This window comes from Guyparkeria sp., from assembly GCF_041687595.1.
GTDB lineage: Bacteria > Pseudomonadota > Gammaproteobacteria > Halothiobacillales > Halothiobacillaceae > Guyparkeria.
Map to the genome: position 1 here is coordinate 1483 of NZ_JAWLBP010000010.1, position 21510 is coordinate 22992.

The 21510-nt window shown below is 65.6% G+C and carries 21 protein-coding genes; 20 read left to right on the plus strand and 1 reads right to left on the minus strand.

Annotated features, from left to right (window positions below; genetic code table 11):
• Positions 1-111: 111 nt before the first annotated feature.
• From mutL to ACESL5_RS03010, 18 genes are all read left to right on the plus strand, one after another.
• Positions 112-1962: a DNA mismatch repair endonuclease MutL gene (mutL, locus tag ACESL5_RS02925; protein ID WP_372591287.1), complete on the plus strand. Its 1851-nt coding sequence runs from the start codon at positions 112-114 to the stop codon at positions 1960-1962.
• On the plus strand, positions 1959-2921 hold the full coding sequence (miaA, locus tag ACESL5_RS02930; protein ID WP_372591288.1) for a tRNA (adenosine(37)-N6)-dimethylallyltransferase MiaA: 963 nt from the start codon (positions 1959-1961) through the stop codon (positions 2919-2921). Before mutL ends, miaA begins: the two co-directional genes overlap by 4 nt.
• 284 nt (positions 2922-3205) lie before the next feature.
• Positions 3206-3457 carry an RNA chaperone Hfq gene (gene hfq / locus ACESL5_RS02935; RefSeq protein ID WP_372591289.1) on the plus strand — a complete coding sequence of 84 codons (252 nt, stop codon included), beginning with the start codon at positions 3206-3208 and terminating at the stop codon, positions 3455-3457.
• Complete coding sequence (hflX, locus tag ACESL5_RS02940) at positions 3457-4800, plus strand: ribosome rescue GTPase HflX (protein WP_372591290.1); 1344 nt, start codon at positions 3457-3459, stop codon at positions 4798-4800. The genes hfq and hflX overlap by 1 nt, the downstream gene beginning before the upstream one ends.
• 178 nt (positions 4801-4978) lie before the next feature.
• On the plus strand, positions 4979-6115 hold the full coding sequence (gene hflK, locus ACESL5_RS02945; RefSeq protein ID WP_372591291.1) for an FtsH protease activity modulator HflK: 1137 nt from the start codon (positions 4979-4981) through the stop codon (positions 6113-6115).
• Positions 6112-7029 (plus strand): protease modulator HflC, encoded by a 918-nt coding sequence (hflC, locus tag ACESL5_RS02950; RefSeq protein WP_372591292.1) that lies wholly within the window; start codon positions 6112-6114, stop codon positions 7027-7029. Before hflK ends, hflC begins: the two co-directional genes overlap by 4 nt.
• Before the next feature lie 11 nt (positions 7030-7040).
• Positions 7041-7223, plus strand: a complete 183-nt coding sequence (locus ACESL5_RS02955; protein WP_372591293.1) for a DUF2065 domain-containing protein — start codon at positions 7041-7043, stop codon at positions 7221-7223.
• A 245-nt stretch (positions 7224-7468) separates the two neighbouring features.
• Positions 7469-8653: an ATP phosphoribosyltransferase regulatory subunit gene (locus ACESL5_RS02960; protein ID WP_372591294.1), complete on the plus strand. Its 1185-nt coding sequence runs from the start codon at positions 7469-7471 to the stop codon at positions 8651-8653.
• Between the two features lie 4 nt (positions 8654-8657).
• Positions 8658-9953, plus strand: coding sequence for an adenylosuccinate synthase (locus tag ACESL5_RS02965; protein ID WP_372591295.1), 1296 nt, complete (start codon positions 8658-8660; stop codon positions 9951-9953).
• 191 nt (positions 9954-10144) lie between these two features.
• The gene (gene rpsP / locus ACESL5_RS02970) at positions 10145-10414 is read left to right on the plus strand and encodes a 30S ribosomal protein S16 (RefSeq protein ID WP_372591296.1); all 270 of its coding nucleotides are present in this window, start codon (positions 10145-10147) and stop codon (positions 10412-10414) included.
• A 3-nt stretch (positions 10415-10417) separates the two neighbouring features.
• On the plus strand, positions 10418-10939 hold the full coding sequence (rimM, locus tag ACESL5_RS02975) for a ribosome maturation factor RimM (RefSeq protein ID WP_372591297.1): 522 nt from the start codon (positions 10418-10420) through the stop codon (positions 10937-10939).
• Positions 10939-11700 (plus strand): tRNA (guanosine(37)-N1)-methyltransferase TrmD, encoded by a 762-nt coding sequence (trmD, locus tag ACESL5_RS02980; RefSeq protein WP_372591298.1) that lies wholly within the window; start codon positions 10939-10941, stop codon positions 11698-11700. Before rimM ends, trmD begins: the two co-directional genes overlap by 1 nt.
• Positions 11701-11729: 29 nt before the next feature.
• On the plus strand, positions 11730-12077 hold the full coding sequence (rplS, locus tag ACESL5_RS02985) for a 50S ribosomal protein L19 (protein ID WP_372591299.1): 348 nt from the start codon (positions 11730-11732) through the stop codon (positions 12075-12077).
• 134 nt (positions 12078-12211) lie between these two features.
• Positions 12212-12379 carry a hypothetical protein gene (locus tag ACESL5_RS02990; RefSeq protein WP_372591300.1) on the plus strand — a complete coding sequence of 56 codons (168 nt, stop codon included), beginning with the start codon at positions 12212-12214 and terminating at the stop codon, positions 12377-12379.
• A 224-nt stretch (positions 12380-12603) separates the two neighbouring features.
• The gene (gene htpG, locus ACESL5_RS02995; protein ID WP_372591301.1) at positions 12604-14487 is read left to right on the plus strand and encodes a molecular chaperone HtpG; all 1884 of its coding nucleotides are present in this window, start codon (positions 12604-12606) and stop codon (positions 14485-14487) included.
• 165 nt (positions 14488-14652) lie between these two features.
• The gene (gene lpxC, locus ACESL5_RS03000) at positions 14653-15570 is read left to right on the plus strand and encodes a UDP-3-O-acyl-N-acetylglucosamine deacetylase (RefSeq protein ID WP_372591302.1); all 918 of its coding nucleotides are present in this window, start codon (positions 14653-14655) and stop codon (positions 15568-15570) included.
• A 266-nt stretch (positions 15571-15836) separates the two neighbouring features.
• Positions 15837-16340, plus strand: a complete 504-nt coding sequence (locus tag ACESL5_RS03005) for a PleD family two-component system response regulator (RefSeq protein ID WP_372591303.1) — start codon at positions 15837-15839, stop codon at positions 16338-16340.
• A gap of 36 nt (positions 16341-16376) precedes the next feature.
• A complete protein-coding gene (locus tag ACESL5_RS03010; protein ID WP_372591304.1) occupies positions 16377-16715 on the plus strand; it encodes a hypothetical protein in 339 nt (112 codons plus the stop codon).
• 22 nt (positions 16716-16737) lie between these two features.
• Here the strand turns inward: ACESL5_RS03010 and ACESL5_RS03015 are convergent, their stop codons facing one another.
• The gene (locus ACESL5_RS03015) at positions 16738-17184 is read right to left on the minus strand and encodes a DciA family protein (protein WP_372591305.1); all 447 of its coding nucleotides are present in this window, start codon (positions 17182-17184) and stop codon (positions 16738-16740) included.
• A gap of 145 nt (positions 17185-17329) precedes the next feature.
• Here ACESL5_RS03015 and secA point away from each other — a divergent pair, with 145 nt between their 5' ends.
• Positions 17330-20116, plus strand: a complete 2787-nt coding sequence (gene secA, locus ACESL5_RS03020) for a preprotein translocase subunit SecA (RefSeq protein WP_372591306.1) — start codon at positions 17330-17332, stop codon at positions 20114-20116.
• Positions 20117-20164: 48 nt separating this feature from the next.
• Complete coding sequence (locus ACESL5_RS03025) at positions 20165-21487, plus strand: DUF945 family protein (protein ID WP_372591307.1); 1323 nt, start codon at positions 20165-20167, stop codon at positions 21485-21487.
• The last annotated feature ends 23 nt before the right edge of the window (positions 21488-21510 follow it).

Genomic DNA, 21510 nt, shown 5'->3' on the forward strand with positions numbered 1-21510 from the left:
AGGGCACGCGCTACGCGATGCTCTGATCTGATCTCCCGCCGCCTGCGCGGGGGTGCTTGTCTCGGCATGACAGGGCGGGCGACAATGCCCGTTTTGTGCCGCAGAGACTCCATGCCTGAAATACTTGCGCTGCCACAGTCCCTGGTCAACCAGATCGCCGCCGGGGAAGTCGTCGAGCGGCCGGCCAGCGTCATCAAGGAACTGGTGGAGAACGCGCTGGATGCCGGTGCTGACCGCATCGAGGTACAGGTGGTCGCCGGTGGCGTGAAGCAGCTTTCGGTCCGCGATAACGGCCATGGCATGCCCCCCGAGCAGATGCCGCTGGCCCTCGCGCCCCACGCCACCAGCAAGATCCGAAATCTTGACGACCTTGAGGCGGTGGCAAGCCTCGGCTTTCGCGGCGAGGCACTGGCCAGCATCCAGTCGATCTCTCGCCTGCGCCTGGTATCACGGACGGCCGATGCCGAGCACGGCTGGGAACTGGAGGCCGGTGTCGACGACGAGCCGCGCCCGACCCCGGCCCGGCCCGGCACCCTGGTGGACGTGCGCGACCTGTTCTTCAACGTGCCGGCCAGGCGCAAGTTCCTGCGGACCGAGCGCACGGAGTTCGGGCATATCGATCAGTTGCTCCGTCGACTGGCGCTGGCCAACCCGGCCGTGTCGTTCTCCCTGGTACACAACGGCCGCGGCGTACTGGACCTTCCTGCCGTCGAGGCGGCCGATCTCGAGCGGCGTATCGCCGCGACGCTCGGCCGGGCGTTTCTCGACCAGGCGCGGGATATCGATGCCGCGGCGTCCGGTCTTGCCCTGCGTGGGCTGGTGGCCAGCCCCCAGTACGCCCGCTCGTCGACCGACCAGCAGTTGTTCTTCGTCAACGGGCGCGTGGTGCGTGATCGGTTGATCGCCCACGCGGTGAGACGGGCCTATGCCGACGTGCTGCACCAGGCCCGGCATCCCGCTTACGTACTGTCGCTCTGGCTCGATCCGACGGCCGTGGACGTGAACGTGCACCCGACGAAGGCCGAGGTGCGCTTCCGCGATGCCCGCGGCGTGCACGACTTTCTCTTTCAGGCGGTGCACCGCGCGCTGGCCGCCCCGGGGGGTGGTCGCCACGCCGGTGCCGAGGGGGCGGAACCCTCTTTCCCGGTTGCCGATGACCACGTGCCGCCGCCAGTCCGGCCAGCGACCGGTCGCTCTTCCGGTGGATTCGGTGGATTCGGTGGGGCGGGGCGCTCGGGCGTTTACTCGGCGGGCGACTCCGGTCAGGCCTACTTGTCCCTGCTTGCCCAGGGACACCGCGGGGAATCATCGCCAGGAGGTGCCCCCGGAGTGCGGGAACCGGCGCCGATCGAGGGTGAGGTCCCGCCGCTGGGCTATGCCGTGGCCCATCTCGGTGGGGTGTACATCCTGGCGCAGAACCGCGAGGGTCTGGTCATTGTCGACGCTCATGCGGCGGCCGAGCGCGTGACCTACGAGCGTCTCAAGGAGAAGTACCGTGATCAGGGCCTCAGTGGCGCGCCCCTGTTGCTCCCGGTCGACCTGTCTGTCTCGCCGGGCGAGGCCGATGCCTTCGAGGAGTTCTGCGACGCGTTCGCGGCAACGGGTGTCGTGCTCGACCGGATCGGCCCGGAACGGGTGCGGGTGCGCGAGGTGCCGGTGATGCTGCGTGAGGCGGACATCGAGGCGCTGGTGCGCGAGATGCTCGCCGAACTGCGGCGCGTTCCGCTGGCGCCGGATGGCGCGCGATCCTCGGTGATCGACGATCGGGTCGACGAGATCCTGTCGACCATGGCCTGCCACGGCTCGGTGCGGGCGAACCGGCGGCTGGGTATCGAGGAGATGAACGCGCTGCTCCGTGACATGGAGCGCACCGAACGCAGCGATCAGTGCAACCACGGGCGGCCGACCTGGCGGGCGCTGTCCCTGCAGGAGTTGGACCGCTGGTTCATGCGGGGGCAGTGACGGTGGTCGCGGTCGACAGCCCCCGCCCGCCGATTGTCGCCATCGCCGGCCCCACCGCCTCGGGCAAGACGGCGATGGCCATGCGACTGGCCGACCGGATGGACGTGTCCATCATCTCCGTGGACTCGGTGATGATCTACCGGGGCATGGACATCGGCTCGGCCAAGCCGGCACCCGATCTCCTCGAGCGCTACCCGCATGCCTTGGTCGACATCTGCGACCCGGCGGAGGCGTACAGCGTCGAGCGCTTCTGCAACGATGCGATGACGGCCATCGCCTCGGCACGTGCCGCTGGTCGCCTGCCGTTGCTCGTCGGCGGCACGATGATGTACTTCCAGGCGCTGTTCCAGGGGCTGTCGCGCCTGCCGGCCAGCGACCCGGCCATCCGCGAGCGCCTGGCCGCCGAGGCGGCGGAAGCCGGCTGGCCGGCGTTGCACCGCCGCCTGGCCGAGGTCGACCCGGTGGCAGCCGAGCGCATTCATGCCACGGACCCGCAACGCATCGGCCGGGCGCTGGAGGTCTACCTGGGGACCGGCAGGAGTCTCACCGACTGGCAGCGGGAGAATCCGCCGCGCTCGCCGCTGGCGGGCGAGCGCTGTCTTCAGGTCGCACTGTGGCCCCAGAGCACCGCGCATACCCGCCGGGCGGTGGCTGAGCGTTTCGATGCCATGATCGAGGCCGGTCTGATTGACGAGGTGCGCCGCCTGTTCGAGCGCCCGGACCTGCATCCGGGGCTGCCGGCCCTGCGTGCGGTCGGCTATCGCCAGGTCTGGGGCTATCTGGCCGGGGAATACGGTTTTGACGAGATGCGAGACCGCGCGATCACCGCCACCCGGCAACTGGCGAAGCGACAGCGTACCTGGCTGCGATCCGCACCCGGCTGGCGGGCTCGGAATGCCGAGGCCACGGAAGCGACCGAATCGCTCATAATGAACTTTGTTGCCGGAAAGGAATCCTGAATGGGGTGGGTGATCCCACCGACAGGCGGCGTTCCGTGTGCCGTCGTTATCGAGGCACTACACTCCAACGTTGAATTGATTGCGTAAGGCCCCATAACCGTGGCTGAGGCATCGACCCAGCCGCAGTCAGGATGTGCCGACCGCTCCGCGCCGGATAATCAGCCGGGCAGGCGGAGCGTCGGCGTTCCTGGTGGCGACGTCACGCATTCGGGTGTTCCAGGCCGCCCGAGAACGGCCGCCGTGTCGATCGAATCGACCGGATAATCAACAAAAGAGGACGAACCATGGCCAAAAGCCAGTCATTGCAGGAACCTTTTCTGAACACGCTGCGTCGGGAGCACATTCCGGTGTCCATCTACCTGCGCAACGGCATCAAGCTGCAGGGCCAGATCGATTCGTTCGACAATTTCGTGGTGCTGCTCAAGAACAATGGCAGCCAGCTGGTCTACAAGCACGCTATCAGCACGATCGTGCCTACCCGACCGGTGAACATCGACATCGCGCCGAAAGGCAACGAGGATAACGACCAGTCCTGATGGAATTCTTCGAACGTCACGAGGGCGGCGAGCGAGCCGTTCTGCTGCACGTCGAGCGGCGGGCTGCCGATTCGAGTGAAGATCTGGCCGAGTTTCGCGAGTTGGTGCATTCGGCCGGAGCCGAGATCCTCGCCGAGAGCGTGGTCAATCGCCAGACCCCCGACCCGCGCCTGTTCATCGGCAAGGGCAAGGCCGAGGAACTGGCGGAACTGGTCGCCGCCCATGACGCGGAACTCGTCATCGTCAACGCCCAGCTCTCGCCTTCCCAGGAGCGCAACCTGGAGGCGCTGCTCAAGTGCCGGGTCCTGGACCGCACCGGGTTGATCCTCGACATCTTCGCCCAGCGGGCGCGGTCCCATGAAGGCAAGCTGCAGGTCGAGCTGGCGCAACTCTCACACCTTTCCACGCGGCTGGTCCGCGGCTGGACCCACCTGGAGCGCCAGCGGGGCGGCTCGATCGGTCTGCGGGGGCCGGGTGAGACCCAGCTGGAGATGGACCGTCGTCTGCTCGGTGGACGCATCAAGCAGCTCAAGGAGCGCATCGCCCGGGTACGCCGGCAGCGTGCCGAGGGGCGCAAGGGGCGTCAGCAGTCCGACGTGCCCACGGTAGCCCTGGTGGGTTACACCAACGCCGGCAAGTCCACGTTGTTCAATGCGCTCACCACCTCCGAGGCCTTTGCCGCCAACCAGCTCTTCGCCACTCTCGACACCACGCTGCGACGGGTGGAACTGAACCCGCAGCTGACGGTGGTGTTCGCCGACACGGTCGGTTTCATCCGCCATCTTCCGCATGAGCTGGTCTCCGCATTCCGGTCGACCCTGGAGGAGACCCTCGAGGCGGATCTGCTGCTTCACGTGGTCGATGCCTCCTCTCCGGAAAGGAGTCGCCAGATCGAGGACGTGGACTCGGTGCTCGAGGAGATCGGCGCCGGCGAAATGCCGCGACTGACCGTCATGAACAAGATCGACCGCCTGGATGACCAGTCCGTGCGGGTGGACCGGGATGGACGAGATTCGCCCGTCCGTGTGTGGGTGTCGGCCAAGGAGGGGCTCGGGCTCGAGGAGCTGCGCGATGCGCTGGTCGAGCGGGTCGAGCCGAAGGGCGTGCGGCACCGATTGTTCATCCCGATGGCGGAAGGTCGTTTCTACGCCCTGTTGCAAGGTGAGGGGGCGGTCGTCACCGAGGACTGTGACGAGTCCGGCTGGCGGCTGGAGGTCGCCCTGCCGGCCTCCCGCTGGGGGCAGCTGCTCAAGCAGGAGCCGCGGCTGGAGGCATTCGTGCTCGATCCGCCGACGGAGCGCCCGCTCGAGCCGTGGGAGGCGGTGCTCGATTCCCGCGATTGAACACTGTCGGCGGTTGCGGTCGACCGCCGCGAACACTACACTCCCACGTTGCCTTTCGTCGCTGTCGGGCCGGGGAGTCGCCCCGGCGAGAGAAGGACTTTAGGTCAGTTCGACGAACCGAAACGTATGCCAACACCTGCCGGGTTCTCCGGGCAGGTCATCACTCTGGAGTATGCCCATGGCCTGGAACGAGCCAGGTGGCGGTAAGGATCCCTGGTCGAATCCCCGCGGCCGGGGCGGCAAGCCGCCCAACATCGATGACGCCCTCGGCCGCCTGAAGGATCGCTTCGGCGGCAGCATGGGGGGCTCGAGTGGCAACAAGGGGATCCTGGCCATCATCGTGATCGTGATCGTCGGCTGGCTGCTCTCGGGCATCTACATCGTCGACGAGGGCAAGCGCGGCGTCGTACTGACCTTCGGCAAGTACACGAACACCGCCGGCCCGGGTCCGCACTGGCACCCGCCGTATCCGATCTCCGAGGTGATCACGGTCAACGTCGACGAGTACCGAGACCGTGAGCTGAGCATGACCGTGCTGACCAACGACGAGAACATCGTCGAGCTGGATCTCGCCAGTCAGTTCACCGTCCGCGACCCGGTGGAGTTCCTGTTCAACGTCCGTGACCCGAGCGGGACGCTGAGCGATGTCATGCAGAGCGCGATACGCGAGGTCGTGGGCAATAGCCGCATGGACTACGTGCTCACCGACGGCCGGGTCGAGATCGTCGATGCCGTTCGTACCCGGATGCAGGAACTGCTCGAGTCCTACCAGACCGGGCTGACCGTTCGCTCGGTCAACCTGCAGGACGTGCAGCCGCCCGAGCCGGTCCAGCCGGCGTTCGAGGACGCCATCCGGGCACGAGAGGACGAGCAGCGCTACATCAACGAGGCGCTGGCCTACGCCAACCAGGTCGTGCCGCGCGCCCGTGGTGACGCGGCCCAGATCGTCGAGCAGGCCAAGGGGTACCGCTCCCGCGTGGTCAACGCCGCCGAGGGTGAGGCCGCGCGCTTCAACGCACTGCTGCAGTCGTACCGCATCGCTCCGTCGATTACCCGGGAGCGCATCTACGTCGATACGCTCGGCGACATCTACGCCAAGGGCAACAAGGTGCTGGTGGATCCGGAGAACTCGAACAACATCCTCTACCTGCCGATGGATGCCCGGGGTGCTTCCCGGAATGATCTGACGGGTAGCCAGGAAGATGTTGCCCCGCTGGCGGTGCCGTCCCTGATGAGCGGTCAGGCGTTCGGCAGCCAGCCGAGCACCACGACCAACAACAATCGCTCCGGTCTGCGTACGAGGGGGTCAGAATGAACTGGGTGACACGGCTTTTGCTGCCGATCGTCGTCGTGATCGTGTTCCTCTACGCGACAGCGACATTCCAGGTGGCCGAATACCAGGAGGGCGTCAAGTTCCGTCTGGGCGAGATCGTCGAGACGGAGTTCGAGCCCGGTCTGCACTTCAAGCTGCCCTTCGTGAACACGGTGCGTCTGTTCGACACGCGCATCCTCTCGCTGTCCACGCCGCCGGAGCGGTTCCTGACCAGCGAGAAGAAGAACCTGATCGTCGATTACTACATCAAGTGGCGCATCACGAACCCGTCCGACTTCTACCGGGCCACCGGTGGCCGGGAGGCGGTCGCAGAGAGCCGCTTGAACCAGATCGTCAAGGACAGCATGAAGAGCCAGCTCTCGAGCCGGACCATCGCCGAGGTGGTGTCGGGGGATCGGGACCTGTTCATGCGCAACGTGATTGGCACTACCAACGAGGACATTTCCGGTCTGGGCCTGGAGATCGTCGACGTGCGCATCATGCGCATCGAACTGCCGCAGGAAGTGCGCGAGTCGGTCTACTCCCGGATGGAGAAGGAGCGTTCGACGGTGGCCAAGGCGATCCGCTCCCGCGGTGAGGAGCAGGCCAAGCGCATTACCTCGGATGCCGATCGCCAGCGTGTGGTCATCCTCTCCGAGTCCCAGCGCGAGGCCGACGAGATCCGAGGCGAGGGGGATGCCGAGGCCGCCCGTGTCTATGCCGAGTCCTATAGCCAGGACGAGGAGTTCTTCTCCTTCTATCGCAGCATCCAGGCCTACGGCAAGGCGTTCGCCCAGGGCGGTGACACCTTCGTTCTCAGCCCGGACAGCCCGTTCTTCCGTTACTTCAACTCGCCGAACGGCACGCAGGACGAGGGCGACAAGGACGCCGCCGGCACGACGCTGCCGGCACGCTGAACTGGTCGGGCATGATGGACGACCTGCTGCGGATACTCGGGCTGGTGCTGATCATCGAGGCTCTGCTCCCGTTCATCAGCCCGCGAGCCTACCGGCAGGCCGTGGCGCAGATCGCGCTCACGCCCGACTCGCGGATGCGGAGCATCGCGTTCGTGATCCTGCTCGTGGGGCTCGCGCTTTGGGTCTGGGGTTGAGCCTCCTCCCGGTTTGATCGGGCGAGGTCGGGTCCGCATGTCTCGATTGCCAGCCCGGATGGGCATCCGGGCTGGTCCGAATATTCCAGTGTCCCGGCCCGGGTCGATGCCCGGGCTGGGGTTTTTTCTGTCCGGCGTTTACACTGTGCGCGTTTTGCCCGCTGTGTCGGTCCGGGGCCCGGACCTGCCGTGACAGCGGTAACGCCCTTAGGCACTCACCGAAACAACTCGTGACCAGCAAGCTAATGAGTAATCAGTCACCCTGGATTCTGCCGGCGGGCATCGACGAGGTATTGCCCGCGCAGGCCCGTCGGGTCGAGCGGGTCCGTTCGGCCATGCTCCAGATCTTCGATCGCTGGGGTTACGATCTCGTGATTCCGCCCATGGTGGAGTTCATCGACACCCTGCTGGTCGGCACGGGCGAGGATCTCGACCTGGAAACCCTCAAGGTCACCGATGGCCTCTCCGGACGGCAGTTGGGCGTGCGGGCCGACATGACCCCGCAGGTCGCCCGGATGGACGCGCACAGCCTGCCTCCGGTGGTCGAGCGACGTCTGTGCTACATCGGGACCGTCATCCGTGGCAAGACCGATGGTCTCGGTGGCTCGCGTGCGCCGATGCAGGTCGGCGCCGAGTTGTTCGGCAGTGATGCCCCCGAGGCGGACGTCGAGATGATCTCGCTGATGTGCGAGGCGCTGAGGGTCGGCGGGTGCAGTCAGTTGACGCTGGATGTCGGTCATGTCGGTGTCTATCGCTCCCTGGTGCGGGCCGGAGGTCTGGACGAGGCCCGGGAGGATCGCCTGCGCGATGCCCTGACGAGAAAGGCCGTCACGGAGATCCGAGAACTGCTGGCCGGATGGGATCTGTCGCGCGAGCTTGCCGAGGGCATCGAGGCGCTCTGCGATCTGCACGGCCCCTGGCAGGAGACGCTGGGTGCGGCCGAGGAGATGCTCGAGCCGCTGCTCGACCGAGAGGGGCTGGAGTCGCTGCAACGTCTGGCGGTGGTCGCCAAGGCGCTGGAGGGCCGGGTCGAGGGCGCCGTGCTCGTCGATCTGTCCGAGCTGCACGGCTACCACTACCAGACCGGACTGGTCTACGCGGCCTATTCGCCGCGGATGGGGCGCGAGATCGCCCGCGGCGGTCGCTACAACGATATCGGCCAGGTGTTCGGGCGCTCACGCCCGGCGCTGGGCTTCTCGCTCGACCTGCGTGACCTGCTCGGGGTGGGCGAGTCGGAAGAGCCGACCGTGCCTAGAATGGTCTATGCGCCGGCACGGTTGAACGACGCGGAGCTCGACCGGGTGGTTGCCCGGCTGCGCGAGGAAGGTTATCGAGTGATTACTACCACGGCGGAGATCCCGGCAGACGAGGCACGCCTCGTCCCCGCCTCGAACGGGAATGAACAAACTTGGCAGTTGATGGGTGAATAGGACCATGGGCAAGAGTGTGGTCGTGCTCGGCTCTCAGTGGGGCGACGAGGGCAAGGGCAAGGTGGTCGATCTGCTGACGGAAAACGTCGGCGCGGTTGTCCGGTTCCAGGGCGGTCACAACGCAGGGCATACCCTGGTGATCGACGGCGAGAAGACGGTGCTGCACCTGATCCCCTCGGGGATCCTGCGCGAGGGCACGCGGTGCCTGATCGGCAATGGTGTGGTGCTGGCTCCCGACGCGTTGATCGAGGAGATCGAGTCGCTGGAGAGCCGGGGTGTGCCGGCTTCCGATCGCCTGATGCTCTCCGAGGCCTGCCCGCTGATCCTCCCCCACCATGTCGCGCTGGACAAGGCGCGCGAGCATGCCCGGGGCGAGCAGAAGATCGGCACGACCGGGCGTGGCATTGGTCCGGCCTACGAGGACAAGGTCGCCCGTCGCGGTATTCGTCTCGAGGATATCTTCCATCGCGAGCGTCTCGCGGCGAAGCTCGGCGAAGTGCTCGACTATCACAACTTCGTGTTGCGCCGCTATTTCGGGGCCGAGGCGATCGACTTCCAGCAGACCCTCGATCGTCTGCTCGCCCAGGCCGAGATCCTCGCGCCGATGGTCGGTGACGTTCCCGGCACGCTGGCGAGGATGCGCGCGGAAGGCGTCAACCTGATGTTCGAGGGGGCGCAGGGCACGCTGCTCGACATCGATCACGGCACCTATCCGTACGTGACATCGTCTAACACCACCGCCGGCGGCGCCTCGACCGGAAGCGGGGTGGGGCCGCTGGAACTGGACTACGTCCTCGGCATCACCAAGGCCTACACCACGCGGGTGGGTGGCGGTCCGTTCCCCACCGAACTCGAGGACGAGATCGGCGAGCGGCTGGCGAAGCGTGGGCACGAGTTCGGCTCGACCACCGGCCGTGCCCGCCGCTGTGGGTGGTTCGATGCCGTGGCCCTGCGTCGGGCGGTGCAGATCAACAGCCTGTCCGGCCTCTGTCTGACCAAGCTCGACGTGCTCGACGGCATGGAGACCGTGCAGATTTGCAACGGTTACGAGATCGACGGCCAGCGCATCGAGAGTGCACCGTTCTCCGCCGACACCTATTCGCGCTGCGTGCCCGTCTACGAGTCCATGCCCGGCTGGCAGGAAAGCACCGTGGGCGTGAAGGATCTCGACGGCCTGCCGCAGGCCGCGAGGGATTACATCCGCCGTATCGAGGAACTGACCGGCGTGCCGGTCGACCTGGTTTCCACCGGTCCGGACCGCGAGGAAACAATCGTCCTGCGCGATCCGTACTCGGCCTGATCGGCCCGACCGGATGCCCGTTATCCCGTCGAAATCGAAATCGGCGGGACACAGGTCTTTATTTTTCGGCAGAAATCCGTAAAATCGCGCCACTTGAATTTCCAAGTGCTGCGAGATCGGCCGTTTGCCGGCCGGCGTCGTCCGGCGACGCAGTCTGGTAGTCACTACTCCAACAGGAATCGATAAACGTTATGGTCAAGATTCGTCTGGCTCGTACTGGTGCCAAAAAGAAGCCCTTCTACCACGTAGTCGTCACCGACAAGCGCAATGCCCGTGACAGCGGCTCCTACGTCGAGCGCCTCGGGTTCTTCAACCCGGTGGCCCGTGGCAAGGAAGAGCGCCTGCGCCTGGACCTCGATCGCCTTGCCTTCTGGCAGGAGCGCGGTGCCCAGACCAGCGAGCGCGTGGCTTCCCTGGTTCGCCAGAGCAAGAAGCAGCAGGCCACGGCAGCCGCCGAGTAAGGCGTGGCCGAGTCGGCAGGTCCGGTCGATCCGGTAGTCATCGCCCAGCTGGGCCGTCCTTTCGGCATCAAGGGCTGGGTGTGGCTGCAGGTGTTCACCCGACCGATCGACAACATCACGCGGTACCGTGACGTCTACCTGCGGCCGCAGCAGGGGGAAGTTCGGGCGGCACGGATAGAAAAGCTCTCGGTGACCCCGAAGGGTGTCACCGCGAAGTTCGCCTCGGTCGACGACCGTACCGCGGTGGAACAGCTGGGTCGGGCCGAAATCGTGGTAGGGCGTGACGCCCTGCCGCCGGCAGGCCCGGAAGAGTACTACTGGCGCGACCTGGTCGGTTGCGAGGTCGTACACGCCAACGGGCAGGTGCTTGGTACCGTCCGGGAGCTGATGGAAACCGGCGCGAACGACGTGCTCGTGGTCCAGGGCGACCGGCAGAGACTCATCCCGTTCCTGCCGGAAGACGTGATCCTGAACGTGGATATGGATGCGCGCCGGATCGAGGTCGACTGGGACCCGGACTTCTGATGCGGATATCCGTGGTGACCCTGTTCCCCGAACTGGTGGATGCGGGGAATCGCTGCGGGATGGTCCGGTCGGCTATCGAGAAGGACAGTCTGGCGGTGACGGGTTACAACCCGCGCGACTGGTCTGAGGACCGTAACCGCCGGGTGGACGATCGTCCCTTCGGCGGCGGGCCCGGAATGCTTTTGCAGCCCGGCCCGGTGTGCGGCGCGATCGACGCGGCCGTGTCGGATCTGGAGTGCCGACCGCTGGTGGTGGCGTTGTCGCCGCAGGGCAGGCGGCTCGACCGGCACGTGATCGCGGACTGGGCCGAGCGCAGGCAGCCGCTGGTGCTGGTCTGCGGTCGCTACGAGGGATTCGACCAGCGCATCCTCGATTCCCGGGTGGACGAGGAGTACTCGCTGGGGGACCTGGTCCTGTCCGGCGGAGAGCTGGCCGCGATGGTGGTCATTGATGCCATCGCCCGGCGCTTGCCCGGCGTGGTGGGGGACGCCCAGTCGGTGGTCGAGGATTCCTTCGAGGCCGACCGGCTGGACCACCCCCACTACACACGACCACCAGAGTGGGAAGGTCGTGGGGTGCCGGCAGTACTCACCAGTGGCGACCATCGGCGGATCGCGGCATGGCGGGGCGAGCAGGCCATGCTGACGACGGCCCGGCGACGGCCGGACTTGTTTATGGAACACGAGCCCACCGCGGACGAGCGGGCGGCACTGGAAAGACACTGGCTCGGGGATGCAGAGAACACCCCGGACCAGCCATAGAACACGCGATTGATAACAGGTGGCGGAAAATGAGCGAGATCATCAAGAAAATCGAAGCGGATCAAATGAGCCGCGAGGTGCCGGAGTTCGGCCCCGGCGACACGGTTACCGTTGACGTTCGGGTCAAGGAGGGCGACCGCGAGCGCCTGCAGGCGTTCGAAGGCGTGGTCATCGCCAAGCGCAACCGTGGCCTGAACTCCTCGTTCACGGTACGCAAGATTTCCTACGGCGAGGGCCTGGAGCGTGTCTTCCAGACCTACAGCCCGGCCATCGCGTCCATCAAGGTCAAGCGTCGCGGTGACGTGCGCCGTGCCAAGCTGTACTACCTGCGTGGTCGTACCGGCAAGGCCGCGCGTATCCGCGAGCGCCTGGGCTGATTCGGCCCCGGTCGACGGAACGAACCCCCGCACCTTCGGTGACGGGGGTTTCGCTTTTTCGGGTGCCGGGTTTCGCGCCCTTGGCCTGCTGGCCGAGGCAGACGACATGAGCACGCGTTGGATTGCCGGGATTGATGGCTGCCCCCGCTGGCTGGGTGGCGGTCGCGCAGCCCGAGGTGTCCAGGCCGTTTGCCGAGCTGCGTGCCGTGGTCGTCCCGCGCCTGGAGTGCCTGCTGCCCGAGTTTCGCGAACTGCGTGTCGCGGGCATCGACACGATTACCGCACCCCAAGGTGATACATAGGTCAGGAGTGGCGGCTGATGTCGTGAATGAGGCGCTTGTGTGAAACTCGCCCACGGCCTGCCGATGCGTATCATTTTCTGACCCGCCTACGGGGTCAGTCAGAAACGGGCCCGCCTTGAAATCCCCGCGTTTGCCCCTATCTCGACGGCGTCGACGGCGGCCGGGCCCCCGGCCGTCGCCTGTCCGTATTCGAAACCCCGAGCGACAACACGGAGACCCGCTTCATGAGTCAAGCCCAGACGCATGCCTTCCAGACCGAGGTGAAGCAACTGCTTCGCCTGATGATCCATTCGCTGTACTCCAATCCGGAGGTCTTCCTCCGCGAACTGATCTCGAATGCCTCGGATGCCTGCGACAAGCTGCGTTTCGAGGCGCTGGCCGACGACGGCCTCTACGAGGACGACAAGGACCTGCGCGTACGGGTGTCCTTCGACGCCGACAAGAAGACCGTCACCATCGACGACAACGGCATTGGCATGAACCACGAGGAGGTGGTCGAGCACATCGGCACCATCGCCCACTCGGGCACCAAGGCCTTCCTCGAGCAGCTCGAGGCCGACAAGCAGAAGGATGCCAACCAGATCGGCCAGTTCGGCGTGGGATTCTACTCGGCCTTCATCGTCGCCGACCACGTCGAACTGATCACGCGGCGCGCTGGCGTGGGTGCCGAACACGGCGTGCGCTGGACCTCGGACGGCGAGGGCGAGTACACCATCGAGACGGTCGAGAAGCCCGAACGCGGTACCCGCATCGTCCTGCACCTGCGCGAGGACCAGCAGGAATTCGCTGACGACTTCCGCCTGCGCTCGGTGATCCGCAAGTACTCGGATCACATCAACTTCCCGGTCCAGATGTGGGTGCCGCCAAAGACCGAGAAGGACGAGGAGGGCAACGAGACCGAGACCCCGGGGCGCTGGGAGACTGTCAACGATGCCAATGCGCTGTGGACCCGGTCGAAGAGCGATATCTCCGACGAGGAATACACCGAGTTCTACAAGCATGTCTCGCACGACTGGGAGCCGCCGCTGGCGTGGGCGCACAACCAGGTCGAGGGCAAGGTCGAGTACACCTCGCTGCTCTACATCCCCAAGCGCGCGCCGTTCGACCTGTTCGAGCCGGAGCAGAGCCATGGCGTCAAGCTGTACGTCAAGCGCGTGTTCATCATGGACGACGCCGACAAGCTGATGCCGCGCTACCTGCGCTTCGTGCGCGGCGTGATCGACTCGGCCGACCTGCCGTTGAACGTCTCGCGCGAGATCCTGCAGTCCAACCGCGTGCTCGACACCATCCGCTCCGGCTCGGTCAAGCGCGTGCTCTCGATGCTCGAGAAGATGGCGAAAAACGAGCCGGAGAAATTCGCCGAGTTCTGGCAGACCTTCGGTCGCGTGCTGAAAGAAGGCATCGGCGAGGATTTCGCCAACAAGGAAAAGATCGCCGGCCTGCTGCGCTTTGCCTCCACGAAAGGCGAGGGTAGCGAGGAGACCGTTTCGCTCGCCGACTACCTCGAGCGCATGCCCGAGGACCAGGACGAGATCTACTACATCATCGCCGATTCCTACCAGGCGGCGATCGCCTCCCCGCACCTGGAGATCTTCCGCAAGAAGGGCATCGAGGTGTTGCTGCTCTCCGACCGGGTCGACGAGTGGGTCATGGCGCACCTGACCGAGTTCGACGGCAAGACCCTGAAATCGGTCACCAAGGCGAAGATCGACGTCGACGAGGAGGACGAGTCCGAGTCCGAGGAGGAGAAGCAGGAGCACGAAGCGCTGATAAAGCGCCTCAGGGAGACATTGGGCGAGGAGGTGAAGGACGTGCGCCGTTCACGGCGGCTGGTCGAATCCCCGGCGTGTCTCGTAACCGACGAGGGCGACGTCAGCCTCCACCTGCAGCGCATCCTCGAGCAGGCCGGGCAGTCGATGCCAGAGTCCAAGCCGATCCTCGAGGTCAACCCCGACCACCGCCTGCTCCAGCAGGCCGAGGGCGAGTCCGACGATGCGCGTTTTGCCGACATCGCCCATGTCCTCTTTGGGCAGGCGATGCTCGCCGAGGGCGGCAAGCTGGCCGATTCGGCCGACTTCGTCAGCCGGCTGAACCGTCTGCTCGCCTGATGGTCTGACAGAGCGGCGGCTCGCACTGGAAACGGACCCCGGCGCCGCCGGGGTTTTTCGTGTGTGCCTGCCGTTGACAGGCGTCGTGCTGGTGATATCGGTTGTTTTTATCCCATCACAGGCGTGCGATAATTATAAGATTTACCGCTTTGGGTTCTTAAGATCTTGGTTCAGCAACGCACACTCAGAAACACCATTCGCGCCACGGGGATCGGTCTGCATACCGGCGAGCAGGTGCGACTGACGCTCAAGCCCGCGGCCGTGGACGCGGGCATCGTCTTTCATCGGGTCGACCTGGGGCCGGACGCCCTGGTTCCGGGGCATGCCTTCAACGTCGGCGAAACCCAGCTTTCCACCACACTGGTCAAGGACGGCGTGAAGATTTCCACCGTCGAGCACCTGATGTCCGCGCTCGCCGGCCTGGGCATCGACAACTGCCTGGTCGAGATCGATGGTCCGGAAATGCCGATCATGGACGGCAGCGCCAGCCCGTTCGTCTTCCTGATCCAGTCCGCCGGCATCGAGGAGCAGGACGCACCCAAACGCTTCATCCGTATTCTCCAGCCGGTGGAGGTGGTCGACGGCGACCGCTGGGTGCGTTTCGATCCGCACGAGGGCTTCCGCGTGGCCATGTCGATCGACTTCAACCACCCGGTGCTGGACAAGTCCGCACGGCTGGCGGAGATCGATTTCTCCTCGACCACCTTCGTCAAGGAAGTTTCCCGCGCGCGCACCTTCGGCTTCATGAGTGATCTCGAGATGATGCGCTCGCGCAACCTGGCTCTCGGCGGCTCGGTGGACAACGCCATCGTCGTCGGCGAGGAGCAGATCCTCAACGAGGACGGGCTGCGCTACGGCGACGAGTTCGTCAAGCACAAGATCCTCGACGCGATCGGCGATCTCTACCTGCTCGGTTGCAGCGTGATCGGCAGCTTCACCGGCCACAAGTCGGGCCATGCGCTCAACAACCAGTTGCTGCGCGCCCTGCTGGCCAACGAGGAGGCCTACGAGGTGGTGACCTTCGAGCACGAGGACCCGCCTCCGGTCTCTTTCTCGCGCCCGGCGGCACAAATCGCCGAGTGAGACTGCGGCAGTTTTCCTGACGGGCCCGGGCATTTCCCCGGGCCCGTTGCTTTCGGCGTGATCGAACGCCGGTCGCGGACTGCATTCCGAAGGGGGCGTATTCCCGGGCGTTTTTATCGGGTTCTGCTCACGGTGCGGGTGGCGCTCTTTCCGCTAGACAGGGCGGGTCATTTGCGCAAGACTGAACTGGTGTAGCGCCCGACAGGCAGGTCGGGCGGAGAGTCGGCACAGGCCGTCGACAGGAACGAATGACAAGGGAGTGTGGCATGGACTACATGCACCGCATGGGCAGCCTGCTCGGGCTGCGCAAGGCAAGGGAGCGTCGGCGCGCACGCCGTGTCGAGGCGTCTCGCGGCATCCGGATCCTCGTGATCGACGATTCTCTGACCGTGGTCAAGGTGCTGAGCCGGATGCTCAGCCAGAACGACTTCGAGCCGCTTGGCGCACGCAGTGCAGAGGAGGGGCTGGAGATGGCGCGGAAAACCCGGCCGGACCTGATCTTTCTCGACATCATCCTCCCCGGCATGAACGGCTTCGCCGCCCTGCGGCGCCTGCGACAGGATCCCGCGACAGCCAACATTCCCATCATCATGATCAGCGGTGATGAGCAGTCCATGGCCCGGATGGTCCTCGATCGCATGGGATCCGACGATTTCATGAAGAAACCCTTCGGCCGCGCCGAGGTGTTCACCCGCATCGAGCGACTGGTGCTCAAGGGGCGCCTGCCCGCCAGGGCGCGGCCGTCATCCATGGACATGCATGCCGGCTGAGGCGGGCAGTAGCTGCCCTGGTGAACGAGCCCGCTCGTGAGTGACTACGCCACCCACTACCGCCTGATACGCGCGATCGGCGCCGTGGTCGTGCTGGTTCCAGCGATCCTGATCGTTCTGCTGTTCTTCAATGACGAGCCCCGGCAGACCCGCGCCGTCACCGCGACGGTGCTTGAATCCCCGTCGGCAGGCGGGTCTGCTGGCACGCTCCCGGTCGTGCTGGTCCGACTGGAAAGCGGCGCGGAGGTTCGGCTCTATGCCGGAAATCGAGCCATCTCGCCGGGCGAAACCGTCACGCTGCTCGAGACTCGCTACGATGACGGCGAGCGACGCTTCCGGCTGCTGTCCGACAGGGAGCGGATGACGGGAAACTGAGCGGGATCTCGAACAGGCAGCGTCAATCGGGCCGGATGGCCTTCGAGAGCCTTTCCAATGCCCTTGCCAGGTCGCCTTCCGACTGGGTTTCTGCCAGGCAGTGCAGCGCCCGGCTGCCGGCCGGAGAAGATGATCGTTCCGTCCGGCGAGCCTTTCGGGCACCTCCCGCGGGCGACGCGGTGATCCGGACCTGAATACTGGCGGGCCTGGGTGCGCCTGGGTGTTCCTTCAATGCCTCGTGCAACCGGGCAAGCAGGTCGGGGGCCTCGAAGCGCAGCCGGCTGGCGATGGCCGCACTGGAGACCCCCAGCGTCAGCTTCTGCTCGCTGACATTGAGTACCTGGACCTGTGCAGCAGAGCGTCTCGAAACCAGCCCGTCGACGATCGCCTGGTAGGCGCGGATCAGCGTGACGCGATCGAGAATGCCGGCAAGTGCGGGGTTGTTCACGCGATAGCGCTGGAGGTTCATCGTGCCGCCTTTCCAAGGGGTTGCGCGGGGTCGGGAGGTTGCCTGACCCACCTATCATTATCCACGGATCTGCCGTAAGATTCAGCGCATTTAGCTAATTGGCCGCGCGCCGTCTGGCGCGGTTTGTCGTTACACGGGATTGGACATGATTGGATCGCTTGCAGCCAAGGTTTTCGGTACGCGCAATGACCGTGAGGTCAAGAAGCTCGGGAAACGCGTCACGGAGATCAACGCCCTCGAAGAGGCGACTCAGGCGCTGTCCGACGAGGAACTGAAAGGGCGCACCGAGGAGTTCCACCAGCGTTGGAAGGACGGGGAAAGCCTCGACTCCATGCTGCCCGAAGCCTTCGCCGTCTGCCGCGAGATGAGTCGCCGCGTGATGGGCATGCGCCACTTCGACGTGCAGCTGATCGGCGGCATGGTGCTCCACCAGGGCAAGGTCGCCGAGATGAAGACCGGCGAGGGCAAGACGCTGGTCGCCACCCTGGCCGTGTACCTGAACGCGATCACGAAGAAGGGCGTGCACGTGGTCACGGTCAACGACTACCTGGCCAAGCGTGACGCCGAGTGGATGGGGCGGATCTACACCGCGCTGGGCCTGACGGTCGGCACGGTGGTCCCCGGCATGGACGCGCGGGCCAAGCGTGACGCCTACCACTGCGATGTCACCTACGCGACCAACAACGAACTGGGCTTCGACTACCTGCGCGACAACATGGCGTTTTCCGCCGAGCAGATCATGCAGCGCGAGCCGGTGTTCGCCATCGTCGACGAGGTCGACTCCATCCTGATCGACGAGGCACGCACCCCGCTGATCATCTCCGGTCCGGCGGCGGACTCCTCCGAGACCTACCACACCATCAACGGCCTGATCCCCGAGCTGAAAAAGCAGGCGCGCGAGGAACCCAAGGACGACGAGCCGCCGCTGACCGACGAGGAGCGCGGTGATTTCACCGTCGACGAGAAGAACAAGCAGGTCTTCCTCACCGAGCAGGGCTTCGACAAGGCGGAGAGCCTGCTGATTCAGGCCAACCTGCTCGAGGAAGGCGAGTCGCTGTACGACTCGCACAACATCATGCTGCTGTCGCACCTGACAGCCGCACTGCGGGCGCACGCGATCTACAAGCGCAACGTCGACTACATCGTCAAGGGCGACGACGTCATCATCGTCGACGAGTTCACCGGGCGAACGCTCGCCGGCCGTCGCTGGTCGGAGGGTCTGCACCAGGCGGTCGAGGCCAAGGAAGGGGTGTCGATCAAGCCCGAGAACCAGACGCTCGCCTCGATCACCTTCCAGAACTACTTCCGTCTCTACCCGAAGCTGGCCGGCATGACCGGTACCGCCGAGACCGAGGCGCGCGAGCTGGGCGAGATCTACGGCCTGGACGTGATCCAGATTCCGACCAACCGCCCCGTCCAGCGCGTCGACCATGGCGATCTGGTTTTCCTGACCGCCGAGGAGAAGTTCGAGGCGATCGCCAAGGACGTGCAGGCGGCCCGTGACCGTGGCCAGCCCACCCTGGTGGGCACTGCCTCGATCGACGCCTCCGAGATCGTCTCGGACCGTCTGGAGAAGGCCGGCATCCCGCACAACGTCCTCAACGCCAAGAATCACATGAGCGAGGCCGAGATCATCGCCGAGGCCGGTCGTCCCGGGGCGGTGACCATCGCCACCAACATGGCCGGTCGAGGCACCGACATCGTGCTGGGTGGCAATCTCGACCAGGAACTGCTGGAGCTCGGTCCCGACGCCTCCGAGGAAGAGCAGGATCACGTTCGCAAGGAATGGGAGATGCGCCACGAGAAGGTGCTCGAGTCCGGTGGCCTGCATGTGGTGGGCACCGAGCGCCACGAATCCCGCCGGATCGACAACCAGCTGCGCGGCCGGGCCGGCCGCCAGGGCGACCCGGGCTCGACCCGCTTCTTCCTCTCGCTCGAGGACAACCTGATGCGCGTGTTCGCCTCCGAGCGCGTCTCCGGGCTGATGAAGAAGCTCGGCATGAAGTCGGGCGAGGCGATCGAGCACCCCTGGGTGTCGCGCGCCATCGAGAACGCCCAGCGCAAGGTCGAGGGCCACAACTTCGACATGCGCAAGCACCTGCTCGACTACGACAACGTCGCCAACGAGCAGCGCAAGGTCATCTACGAGCAGCGCCGTGCCGTCATGGCGACCACCGACACCAGCCCGATCATCGAGTCGATGCGCCGCGAGGTACTGGCCGACCGGTTCCGCCGTTACGTGCCCTTCGGTGCGCTCGAGGAGATGTGGGACGTCGAGGGCCTGACCGCGCACCTGAAGGAGGACTTCGGGCTCGACCTGCCGATCCAGAAATGGCTCGACGAGGACGACGACCTTCACGACGAGACGCTGCTGGAGAAGATCATCGACACCGCTCAGCGTCACTACCAGGCCAAGGAGACCCTGATCGGCGCGGACAACCTGCGTCAGTTCGAGAAGGGCGTGCTGCTGCAGGTGCTTGATGCACAGTGGAAGGAGCACCTGGCGGCGATGGATTACCTGCGCCAGAGCATCGGGCTGCGAGGCTACGCGCAGAAGAACCCGACGCAGGAGTACAAGCGCGAGGCCTTCGAGATGTTCGGCCGGATGCTCGACGACATGAACTACGAGATCGTCCGCACCCTGACGCGCCTGCAGGTGGCCGCGCCGGAGGGCATGGAGCAGGAAGACATCAGCTCGATGCTCGACGAGCTGATCGATAACCCCAAGGTCGACCCCAGCCAGCTGCGCACCCGCCACGAGTCGGTCTCTACCTTCGACGAGCCTCCCGCCGAGGAACCGGCCCGCCGTCCGGACGCGTCCGCCGAGCCGCCGACCCGGCCGGTACGTCGGGAAACCCCCAAGGTGGGCCGCAACGACCCCTGTCCCTGTGGCTCGGGCAAGAAGTACAAGCAGTGCTGCGGCAAGCTCTGACGTCAAGCGGCACGTATCCGGTCACAACGTCGTTCAAGGAGACAGGGAATGAAACGTCTGATTCTTGCCGGGGTGGCCTTGCTGGCCGCCGTACTCGCGGTGGCGCCGTTCGTCACCGGCCATGTCATGGAAAGCACATTGGCCGAGGTCGAGCGCTTCCCGGGCACGCGTGATGCCCTGGAACTGGAGGTGACGGACTACCAGCGCGGCTACCTCGAGTCCCGGGCCGAATCCGAGTTGTTGCTGCGCCTGCCGGAACAGGAACCGGTACGGTTGACGCTGACGCATCGCATCAACCAGGTGCCGGGCATCGACGGGCGTTACGCGACTGTCCACACGCGTTGGGAGCCGGCGGATCCCGATCTGCGCGACGAACTGGCGGAGGTGTTCGGTGAAGACGTCGAGTTCACCCTGACCACGGCCCTGTACCCGACCGGTGCCAGTCATTCGACCGGCCGCATCCCGTCGGTCGATCGTGACGGTGTCGACTTCTCGGGGGCGGACCTCGTGCTCGACACGACGGCTGACGGCCGGTTCGACTACCGCATCGAAGCGGACCGGCTGGCCGTCGACGACGAGGCAGAGGGCGTCGAGGCCGGCTCGGCCGTGGTCACCGAGGGGTTGCGCCTGATTGCCTTCGGGCAGGTCGCCGAGGATGGGTTCGTCTGGGACAGTGACGGCCGCTTCGAGCTTGATCGCATCGACGTGAAGGAGCCGGATGGCGAGGGCTATGTGGACGGCCTTGTGATCCGCTTCGATTCGGCGCGCGAGGACGACCTGTGGGGCTTCGCGGTCAACTACGAGGTCGGTGAGGCGGTCATCGAGGACGAGGAGTTCCGTGACGCCCAGATGCGGCTCGCGGTCGATCGGCTGGACGCCGCCGCGGTGCGTGCCCTGGTCGAACGCATGGAAACGTTGCAGGAACTGGCCGCGCGTGGCGCATCGGTCGACCAGGCGTTCAACGATGCGCTGACTGCCGAATTGCCCGCCCTGATAAGCCAAGGGCCGCGGATCGCCATCGAGCCGGTACGCGCCACGACGGCCGAGGGTGACACCGAGATTCGCCTCGCGGCCGAACTGCCGACCGGGCTGAGCCATGGCGAGCCCAATCCGATGATGTGGTTGGCGATGCTCAGCGCGCTGATGATCGAGGGCAGTCTCGAGATACCCATCGCCGTGTTGGAGAAGTCTGCGGTCGCGGGCGGCCAGCAGGCCGGAGTCGTCGAGGAACAGCTTGCCCCGTTGGTCGCGAAGGGCTGGATCAGCGTGGAGGCTGGCGTGGTCACGACCACCGTCGACTTTCGTCAGGGCAATCTCATGCTCAACGGCACTTCCGCCAACGAGCTGTTGAACATGGCCTTCGGCGGCTGACGACCGCCCCATCTGGAGAACGA